The following is a 9857-nucleotide window of genomic DNA, read 5'->3' on the forward strand; positions in this document are numbered from 1 at the left end:
ACTGTCTACCCGCGGCTGGCCTCGGACTGGCTGCTGCTCGCAGACCGTAACTTCTACTCGTGGGCGGACTGGTGCACCGCGGCGGACACCGGTGCGGCGCTGCTGTGGCGGGTCAAGGCCACCCTGCGCCTGCCCCCGCTGCGCGCGTTGTCCGACGGTTCCTATCTGACCGTGCTGGTCAACCCGAAGGTCACCGGGAAGGCCCGGGAGACCCTCGTCACCGCGGCCCGCGCCGGCGCGCCGCTGGACCCGACGAAAGCCCGTTACACCCGCCTCGTCGAGTACGACGTCCCCGACCGTGAGGGCGACGGGAAACACGAGATCACCGGCCTGCTCACCACGATCTGTGACCCGCGGGAGGCGACCGCGACCGCTCTGGCCGGGGCCTACCGGCAAAGATGGGAACACGAGGTCGCGATCGAAGACGCCAAACAACTCGTCGGCGTCGGCCAGGCCCGCAACCGGCTCGCCACCGCCGCGCAACGCGCCGTCCCGTTCGGCCTGACCTGCCAGACCCTCGCCTTCACCTGGTACCTCACCACCGGCCACCACCACGACGACGCCGCGGAGCACCGCGCCCGCGCGCCCTGGTACACCACCAAGACCCGGCCCTCGACCGCCGACCTGCTCGCCAAGCACCGCCGCGTCCTCATCGCCACCAAATACCAGCCCGCTCACCCCGAACAGCCCACCCCAGCCGAAATCCACACCCTCCGACTGGCCTGGGAGATCACCGCCGCATAACTACGAAAGTCGAGGTGTTAGTAGGAGTGCGAAACGCTCCTGGACGGAGGCCGGCGAGCAGGCGAGGGAGGTGTCGAGAGCTGCCTGATTGACCGGCCGGGGGGTGATGGTGTTGCTACCGGCCTCCCACTTCGAGACCATGCGCTCGCTGACGCCGATATGTGCCGCGAATGCTTGCAGGCTCATCCGTTTGGCCTGACGTAGTGCCCGGATCTCTCGTCCTGTCCAGCGGATCACGGTAGCCATCCGTGAGCTTCCTACTCCAGGGAATCGCCGGGGATGGCGATATAGGTGGCATGGAGTTCCCGTAGAATTGGATGGTCGTCGAGAAGGTTCACACCATCAATCACGTGGATCGGGCGGACGCCGATCGAAGTGTTAGTAGCAAAAGCCGCCTGCATGCTGCCGAGCRTATCCAGGGTAACAGGGGCGGTGACGTGAGTGCCGACCTGCTGCAGGAGTCCCATGGTTACTCCAGGCAGGACGTCGRCTTTGGGCCAGATGACGTTGTCGCCATCAAAGAAACCGACGTTCCAGGTGGCGCCTTCGGAGACGACTCCTGTGGGATCGGTGAACAGCGCATCATCATAGCCGTCGAGTTGGGCACCGCGGCGATGGTACAGAGAGCCGAACAGGCCGACGTGTTTCACCATCGGAAGATCCCGCAAGTAGACGCAGGCCTTCACGCGTAGCGCCGGCAACACGGTCGGCGCGACCGGTCGAGTGGTCACCAGGATGTGTGGAGCGGCCGTCGCACCCGGGTGCCCGAGTTCCAGTGCTGGGTCGAAGACGGTGACGCGGACGACGAGCGAGCCGGTTCTGCCTCCGACCGCGTGACGGACCAGCTTCAGGACGTGTTCCGGATCGAGGTCGGCTGCAAAGACGATGCGGCAGTCACGRACCAGCCGGCTCAGGTGCAGCGGCAGGCCCCGTACCCGGCCATCATCGACGCGCATCGAGGTGAAGTGCCCGAGGTTGGTCAGGGCCAGCGCCGCGAGCGCCTCAGGGGTGACCGGGTGGCCGTCGAGTTCCGCCATGTCCTGGAGTCTGGCAGCCGGGGGCAGCCCGGCAAGCGGATGGGTGTCTGGGTCCGCCAAGTTCAGTGAAAGTTCGGTACTGGGACGGTGCAGTGACCTTGTGGGTGGAGCTCGTGTCGCGGCAATCTGGGGACTCTCTACAGAGTCATAACCCGCTAGTCCCACCCACTTCCCGATCTTGGACACTGAGCTGGCGGTCGGGATCCCAATGCTGCCTCCACCCGCAGAAGCGGTCCGGGAGACTTCACCTCGCGCCCATTTATCGAGACGCTTGTTCAGAGATGCATGGAGATGACGAAAGCATCTATTCGCCATGGGCCCACGTGACCAGACCCACGAACGAACCCGGGGCCGCCGGCCGGACGCCCGCCGAGGGCCACCAGCCCAGCCCTGACCGGTCGTCGTCCAGCGCCGTGCTGCGTTCCGGAGTCGGACAGGGCGTGGTGGCCGGGGTGGGGAGGGAGCCGGTCGGAGCGGCCGTTGACGGCGCTCACTCCCCACCGCTCCCGATCCGGACGCCACATCCGGGCTGGGGTGTGGTCGAGCTGGACGTGAACGGCCGAGTTGTCCGGATCATCGTCGGTGAGCCGGAGTTCCGCAGCCCTGCCGATGCCGATCTGTACGCCCGCAGCAGAGGTCTTCCTGATCACCGCGTCGCGCCGGTTGACCTCGGCAGTCGGGTGCCGCCCAGGCTCTGAGACAGAGGCTGCCCCGGCCCGTCCATCCCGGCGCAGCTTCCCGGGATCCGAAACGGGGCCGCCCCGTCCACAGACGGCCCGTCCAGCACCCCGCCCACGGTGCGGCCTGCGACCGCGAGCGGGCCCTTGAACGCGCCGTAGCGACGTTCGACGACTTCCTGGCCTTTGTAGCGGGCGAGTACCTCGGCGGGGCCGATGGTGTCGGGCAGGTTGGTCAGCAGGGCGTACCAGCCGTCGGTGGCGGCCTCGGCGTCGAGCGCGGCGGAGTCGAAGTGCCAGGTCAGGGCCGGTTTCCCGGTGTCCGGATCGACGCTGGTGGCGGCGACGAGGTAGCGGGTGACGCGGTGTTTCGTCGCCAGCAGGGTCAGGCGGGCTTTCACCGCGGCTTCGGTGCGGTAGAGGTGGTGGCTGCCCGCGGCGCGGGTGAGGGTGTCGAGGTCGGTGCGGGCGCGGTCGAGTTTGAGTGCGCGGGCGGCTTTGGCGGCCTGGTCGTTCGCGGACGACCAGATGAACACCGTGCGCACGGTGACCGCCGCGTCGGTCTTGCGGGGCCCCCGCAGGGTTGTCACGCCCTCGCGGGCCCGGTAAGTCGCCCGGGCGTGGATCGGCTTGTCCTGGTCGCGCGCCGCGACGTGGTCGACGAGGGTGGCGGTGGCCCAGTCCTGGGCGGCTAGGACCTGCGCGGGCACGGCCGTCGTCGGTGCCGGCGCGAGGAACGTGACCCCAGGCGTGGAGGTCAGCGCGGTCAGGTTGGGGTAGGAGACGAGTTTGCTGTCGCCGACCAGCAGGAACCGCCGTTCGCCGGCGATCGTGGTCAGGGCGCGTATCGCGGCGGTGACCTGGGAGACCTGACTGACCTCACCGGCGCCGCCGTCGTAGGCGCGGTGGACCAGCGGGATCCCGCCGTCGCCGGTGGTCGCGGGCCCGGTCTGGACCTTTTGAGGTCGGGGCGGCGGTCCTTGGGATGGCCGTACTTCGGGGTCGCGTAGTCGCCGTCGGCCTCGGGGTAGGCGCCGTGCGGCGAGATCGAGTAGGGGTCGGACCGGGGCGCGGTGCTGGTGTTCCCACCAGCCCGTTTCCCCGGCCCGCCCTCCGAACCGGACGTGCCCGTTGGCCGGGCATCCGGCTCTCCACAAGCCCCGTTGGGCGGGGCGTTCCGTCACGCGCCGATCGGCCACGGGCGGGGGATCTTGGTTCCCCGGTAGTAGTAGCGCCTGGTGCTCACGCTTGCCGGGTTGAACAAGACCACCTCGCCGTCGGCGGGCCACCATCCGTCGCAGGTGAAGCGGCGGCGGAGTTCCTTCCAGGTCGTCTTCGGGTGCTTGCGGCGCAACCATCCGAAGACCCGCTGCCACAGATAGGCCCTCACCCATGCGAAGGTCCTGCTGGAGCAGCCGTAGCGGAAGTAGGAGGTCCAACCCCGCAGCATCGAGGTCAACTGATGCAGCAGGGCTGCGAGCGGAAGATTCTTGTCCTGCCTGCACAACGCCTTGATCTTGGCCATAACGGCGACCAGCGCCTTCTTGGCCGGGTAGACGTAGACGTAGCGCTTGGTCGTGYCTCGCTTGGGATGGCGGTGGATGCGCCACCCGAGGAAGTCGAGGCCCTTGTCAATGTGGGATATCAGGGTCTTTTCCGGCGACAGGCGCAAGCCCATCGTGGACAAGACCTCCGCTGCTTCCGCGCACAGACCCTCGGCCTGTTCCCGGGTCCCGGCAACCGCCAGGACCCAATCGTCCGCGAACCTGATGAATCGACAGTTCGGCAGACCACGGTAGCGGCGTCTGGCCAGCCCGTTACCGTCGAGCCGATACCCGGCGAAGTGCTCGTCGAGTACCGACAACGCGACATTAGCGATCACGGGGGACAGAATCCCACCCTGCGGGGTTCCGGYCCTGGTCCCCGCGAGCGTGCCGTCCTCGGTGAGGATACCCGCCTTGAGGAATGCCTTCACCAGGGCCAGGACGCGTTTATCCCCGATTCGACCCCGGATCCGCCCCATAACAGCGGAATGCGAGATCTCGTCGAAGCAGGCTTCGATGTCTCCCTCCACGATCCACTCATACGAGCGGGACGTGAAGTGGTGCACCTCTGCCACGGCGTCATGGGCCCGGCGTTTGGGGCGGAACCCGTAGGAACACGGGAGGAAATCCGCCTCGAACACAGGCTCCAGAACCAGCTTGAGAGCGCCTTGGACCACCCGATCCCGCAGGGCGGGAATCCCCAGCCGGCGGCGCTTGCCCGCCCCCGGCTTCGGGATCATCCGCTCCCGCACGGGGATCGGGCGGAAGCTGCGGGTCTTCAACTCATCCCGCAACTGGCCGAGAAAGACCTCGACCCCTTTCACGGTCTCGACGTAGTAGGCGGTCTCGCCGTCCACCCCGGCCGTGCGTRCTCCCTTGTTGCCCCGCACGCGAGCCCAGGCCACCAGCAGGAAGTCCGGGTCGCAGACAAGGTTGTGCAGATCATCGAACCGGCGATCGGGATCGCCGGTCGCCCAACGGTGCAGTTTGGTCTGGATCTCCTGTACCCGACGCTCGGCCCGCACGAGCGCGAGCTCCGGTTCATCGGTGTTCACCAATGTCCTTCAGGCATTCCAGCAGCCTCTCCGCTGACTTGCTGGCCCCCTTCGCCGTGCACGGAGCTTTCCTCCGCTCGGACTACTACGAGGCCTCCGCCCCACCCGCGACCGTCAGCCGACGACGAGCCTGCCCGGGACCAGGCTGAGTGCCTGGACCGATAGGGCGGTCGCGGATGGTTCCCACGTTCGCTGAGCGCCGATCGACGAGGGAGGTGCCCAGCTTTGTCCCGGCAGCATCGCCACGCCTACGCCGCAGTCCTTCAACGTGGCCTCCCCACCGGCACAACTCCCCGGCTTCGGAGTTGACCGCCCGACCACACGGCGGTCACGCACTGCAAACCGGCCCTTATCCACCAGGTTGGAGCCGGCACTGGGCTTACGGGACGTTCGCGCTGGTTCCTCTCGTACACCTTCTCGTCTCGCTAGCCGGACCCGCACCGTCTGGCAGTGCCGATGCGTCCCGTCGTTGTCAGGGCTGCTTCCCGCCCTCCCCGGCGCCTCCCGGGTCAGACTGCCCTCAGCTTCTACCCGGCTGCTGCGACAGCCGGACGGCGGGGTCCTTCCACCCCCGCTCGGCCACTCAGCGCCTCGTGGCGCACCGTCATGTCCCAGTGGATCCGGGACACGTCGATGCCGTAGGCGGTGATCGCCGCGGCGCCGACCGAGCCGACGACGGCCTCGCAGACCGGGGCGAGCGCGTCCAGCGCCCGACCGACCCGGTCGTCGTTCAACACGTCCGGCGCGAGGCCGAACATCTCCTCGACCGCCCACTGGCGTGCCCACCGTTCGACGTGCAGCAGCGGGGTCGGCGAGGTCAGCCGGTTGGCGACCAGCGCGGCGATCACRTCGCCGTGGGTGGCCCGGTTGACCTTGTCACGCATCGGGGCGAGCCGGTCGATCGTGCCCGCGACATCGAGGCGGGCCAGGTAGTCACGCACGACGGGCAGCGCGCCGAGCGGCTTCTCGACGCTCGGCGGCCCGTAGTCCATCGCGACCGTCACAGCCAGGAACAGTCCCAGACCCGTCACTACCGATCGCGGTCACCCCGACGTGATCCGAACAAGAGATCAAGCAGCTGGCTCATCGCACGCACGCACGTGCGGAAGACAAGTCCAGCTCACGAGGGCCACGGCGCGCCGCGTTCTCCCCGCGTGTTCTGCAGCATCTCGGCGACGAGGAAGGCCAGTTCCAGCGCCTGCCCGGTGTTCAGACGGGGGTCGCAGGCGGTCTCGTAACGGCCGCCGAGGTCGTCTTCCCCGATGAGTTCGGCCCCACCGAGGCACTCGGTGACGTTCTCCCCGGTCAGCTCGATGTGCAGGCCACCGGGGTGGGTGCCCAACGCCTTGTGGACCTCGAAGAAGCCGAAGACCTCGTCGAGGACATCGTCGAAGTGGCGCGTCTTGACGCCGCCCACGTCACGGGTGTTGCCGTGCATCGGATCGCACGACCACACCACTGGCGGCCCGGCGGCGTTGACCTTCTCGATGATCGGGGGCAGCGTGTCCCGGACCCGCTTTGCCCCCATCCGGGAGATCAGGGTGAGCCGGCCGGGGACATGGTCGGGGTTGAGCCGCTCGGCAAGCTCGAGGACCTCGTCCGGGCCAGCCTTCGGCCCGATCTTGCAGCCGATCGGATTGCCCACCCGGGACAGCAGGTCGACGTGGGCACCGTCGAGGTCCCGGGTCCGCTCGCCGATCCAGATCATGTGGGCGGACAGGTCGTACGGGTCGCCGGTGGCGTCCTCGATCCGGGTCAGGGCACGCTCGTACTCCAGCAGGAGGCCCTCGTGACTCGTGAACAGCTCGACCCCGGTCAGCGCGGCGGTCCGATCGAGGTCGATGCCGCAGGCGGCCATGAAGGCGAGGGCACGCTCGATGTCCGTCGCCATCACCTCGTAGCGGCGACCCGCCGCGGAATCCCGCACGAACGCCTTGTTCCACTCGTGGACCTTCGACAGGTCGGCGAAACCTCCGGTGGCGAAGGCCCGCACGAGGTTCAGCGCGACTGCGCTCTGGTGGTAGGCGGCGACCATCCGCATCGGATCGGGCTGCCGCGCGGCGGCCGTGGGCGCGATGTCGTTGACGGCGTCGCCCCGGTAGGAGGGCAGCCCGGTGCTGGCCTCGATGTCCGCGGACCGCGGCTTGGCGTACTGCCCGGCGATGCGGGCGACCTTCACCACCGGCGTGCTCGCGCCATAGGTGAGGACGACCGCCATCTGCAGCAGCGTCTTGACCTTGTCCCGAATCTTGTCGGCGGTGTTCGCCACGAAGGTCTCGGCGCAGTCACCGCCCTGCAACAGGAACGCCTCGCCCCGAGCGACCAGCGCGAGACGGTCGGTCAGGGACCGGATCTCGGGCGCGGTGACCAGCGGGGGGAGGGCCGCAAGCTGGTCATGGGCGGCTCTCAACTCTGCCGGGTCGGGCCAGGACGGCTGCTGCTTGGCCGGAAGGGTCCGCCAGAGATCCAGTACGCTCACCACACCAGGGTACGGCCCAGGTCGAGCTCGAGCGGTCACCATCGCCCGACATCTTCCCGGGAATCGGCGTCTTCCCTTGGACAGGCATCCGCCCGGAACTCGGCACCCGGCCCTGGCTCCCGAATCGGGACCGGATCCTGGACCGAAATCAGATCCTGGAGCGGGATCGGTTCCCGGACCGGGATCGGTTCCCGGACCGGGATCGGTTCCCGGAGCGGATCCGGCCCGACGGCCCGCCCCTCCCCCGGTCAGCCGAAGAAGATCTCGGCCTCGTGGTAGAGCTCCTCGGGCACCGTCTTGAGCTCGCGGGTCGCATCCTGCAGCGGAACCCGGTCGATGCGGGTGCCGTGCAGGGCGACCATCACCCCGAAGTCGCCTTCGTGCACGGCGTCGACGGCGTGCAGTCCGAAACGCGTCGCGAGCCATCGATCGAAGGCCGTGGGCGTGCCGCCGCGCTGCAGATGCCCGAGTACCGTCGCGCGCGCGTCACGACCGGTGCGGGCGCGGATCTCGGTCTCCAGGACCGCCCCGATGCCCTGCAGGCGGACATGCCCGAAGGCATCGACCTCACCCTCCCTGGCGACCAGGGTACCCGTGATCGGGACGGCACCCTCGGCCGCGACGATGATCGGCGCGTAGTGGGTGGCGAACCGGGCTTCGACGAAGGCGCACACCTTGTCGAAGTCGAACGGCCGCTCCGGGATGAGAATGACGTTGGCTCCCCCCGCCATGCCGCTGTGCAGAGCGATCCACCCGGCATGACGGCCCATGACCTCAACGATCAACACCCGGTGATGGCTTTCCGCGGTGGTGTGCAGCCGGTCGATCGCCTCCGTGGCGATGTTGACCGCGGTGTCGAAACCGAAGGTGTAGTCCGTCGCGGAGAGGTCGTTGTCGATGGTCTTGGGCACTCCGACCACGGGCAGTCCCTCGGCGTGTAGTTGGGCGGCCACCCCCAGGGTGTCCTCCCCGCCGATCGCGATGAGCGCGTCCACCTCGGCTGCGGCGAGGTGCTCGCGCACCAGCGCCGGCCCGTCCACGGCGGCGTAGGGATTGGTGCGGCTGGAGCCGAGGATCGTGCCGCCACGCGGGAGGATCCCCCGCACGGCCGCGATGTCCAAGGGGACCGTCTCGCCGGTCAGCGGCCCTCGCCAGCCGTCCCGGTACCCGACAAAGCTGTGGCCGTAGACGCTCTCTCCCTTGCGCACGACGGCCCGGATCACCGCGTTGAGTCCCGGGCAGTCGCCGCCGCCGGTCAGTACGCCGATCCTCATCCCGAGTCCTCTCGTCGACCGTACACCGCTTTCTCCGGCGGCAGCGTAGCGGGAGAGCCACACTTCAGGACAACAGCGCGGTCACGTGGCGTGGCAATGACGAGGCCGCCACGGCCACGTCATCGACTCATCGGGATGGGTTCGACACGGCGGCGACCTGGGCGCGCAGCGGGGCGAGAACCCGCCACCGGGCGAGGTTGTGCAAGGCGTCGGCGAGCGCATCGTGGGCGTTGGGCGGCGGTGCGGGAAGAACCGGCCGGCCCACTTCCTCCCACAGCTGACGCAGGTCCCGGGTGAAGCGGGGCAGCTGGGCGGGCAGGGCGGTCATCGTGCCGAAGAGCTGGCAGAGCACCACGTGGTCATAGGCCCCGTACCAGGCCCACAGCTCGGGGGCACCGCCCGCGGTCAACAGCGCGGCGACCTCGTCGCGGATTCGGGCCCGCGGCTTCCACGCCTCGTCCGATGGCGACGGCAGCTGGTCGAGGACGTTGCGACGGACCCAGGGCACAGCCCACGACGGGTCGAACTCGGTCGACACGGCATAGTACCGCTGTGTGCCGTCCTCGCTGACGATTCCGACGCTGACCAGATCGAGCCAGTGATGACCGGTGTCGGCGCGTTCGATGAACTCGGTGTCGTAAAAGAAGCGGGTTCCCACCGGCTCAGTCTCCTCCGGCCGAGGTGTCCGCCATGGTCGGCCGCTCGACCGCGGACCACCCCGGGCCGGGGCCCGAGCGCCGGCGCCACGGGCGCAGCAAGGCCCCGAGCAGCAGCGCCGCCAAGGCGGCACCGACCAACGGCAGCAGCCACAGCAGCGGCCCGGAGTACTCCTCCGTGGCGTCATCCCCGGACGCCGCCACCCGCGGACCGTCCGGTCCCGGCGACCGCCCTCCCGCCGGGACGATCGCCGGCGTCGCGCGGCAGCCGGCCGAACCCGCGACGGACGGCGGAGTCACCGCGGGACCGGTCGCCGGAGAGACCCGGACCTCGACCCGGGCGGCGCCGGGATCACTGACGAGGCAGAGCAGACCCGCCCCGGGCGCGGAC

General features: G+C 69.0%; 9 protein-coding genes and 2 pseudogenes. 2 read left to right on the forward strand and 9 right to left on the reverse strand.

Going from position 1 to position 9857, the window contains the following annotated elements:
- Window positions 1-744 (forward strand): annotated as a pseudogene (locus KBI5_RS27575) (hypothetical protein); the annotation flags it as partial.
- Here KBI5_RS27575 and KBI5_RS04915 read toward each other — a convergent pair.
- Window positions 745-990, reverse strand: coding sequence for a helix-turn-helix transcriptional regulator (locus tag KBI5_RS04915; protein ID WP_011437466.1), 246 nt, complete (start codon window positions 988-990; stop codon window positions 745-747).
- Between the two features lie 11 nt (window positions 991-1001).
- Window positions 1002-1781 carry an aminotransferase class IV family protein gene (locus KBI5_RS04920; RefSeq protein ID WP_085014436.1) on the reverse strand — a complete coding sequence of 260 codons (780 nt, stop codon included), beginning with the start codon at window positions 1779-1781 and terminating at the stop codon, window positions 1002-1004.
- Window positions 1782-2104: 323 nt separating this feature from the next.
- Here KBI5_RS04920 and KBI5_RS04925 point away from each other — a divergent pair, with 323 nt between their 5' ends.
- Window positions 2105-2479, forward strand: a complete 375-nt coding sequence (locus tag KBI5_RS04925; protein ID WP_035731665.1) for a hypothetical protein — start codon at window positions 2105-2107, stop codon at window positions 2477-2479.
- On the opposite strand, the gene KBI5_RS04930 is transcribed toward KBI5_RS04925, so the two are convergent.
- The 7 genes and pseudogenes from KBI5_RS04930 to KBI5_RS04960 all read right to left on the reverse strand — a co-directional run.
- A complete protein-coding gene (locus KBI5_RS04930; protein WP_241882660.1) occupies window positions 2428-3642 on the reverse strand; it encodes a hypothetical protein in 1215 nt (404 codons plus the stop codon). The two genes, KBI5_RS04925 and KBI5_RS04930, sit on opposite strands and share 52 nt — an antisense overlap.
- A complete protein-coding gene (gene ltrA / locus KBI5_RS04935) occupies window positions 3639-5057 on the reverse strand; it encodes a group II intron reverse transcriptase/maturase (protein ID WP_085014435.1) in 1419 nt (472 codons plus the stop codon). The genes KBI5_RS04930 and ltrA overlap by 4 nt, the downstream gene beginning before the upstream one ends.
- 527 nt (window positions 5058-5584) lie before the next feature.
- A complete protein-coding gene (locus KBI5_RS04940; protein ID WP_241882661.1) occupies window positions 5585-6088 on the reverse strand; it encodes a DUF4277 domain-containing protein in 504 nt (167 codons plus the stop codon).
- Between the two features lie 89 nt (window positions 6089-6177).
- The gene (locus KBI5_RS04945; RefSeq protein WP_011437469.1) at window positions 6178-7578 is read right to left on the reverse strand and encodes a 3-deoxy-7-phosphoheptulonate synthase class II; all 1401 of its coding nucleotides are present in this window, start codon (window positions 7576-7578) and stop codon (window positions 6178-6180) included.
- Between the two features lie 206 nt (window positions 7579-7784).
- Window positions 7785-8810 carry a 6-phosphofructokinase gene (locus KBI5_RS04950; RefSeq protein ID WP_011437470.1) on the reverse strand — a complete coding sequence of 342 codons (1026 nt, stop codon included), beginning with the start codon at window positions 8808-8810 and terminating at the stop codon, window positions 7785-7787.
- 127 nt (window positions 8811-8937) lie between these two features.
- Window positions 8938-9468: a polyadenylate-specific 3'-exoribonuclease AS gene (locus tag KBI5_RS04955; RefSeq protein ID WP_011437471.1), complete on the reverse strand. Its 531-nt coding sequence runs from the start codon at window positions 9466-9468 to the stop codon at window positions 8938-8940.
- A gap of 4 nt (window positions 9469-9472) precedes the next feature.
- Window positions 9473-9857, reverse strand: a pseudogene (locus tag KBI5_RS04960) (hypothetical protein); the annotation flags it as partial.

Origin of the sequence: Frankia sp. KB5, assembly GCF_002099325.1 — a bacterium.
GTDB lineage: Bacteria > Actinomycetota > Actinomycetes > Frankiales > Frankiaceae > Frankia > Frankia casuarinae.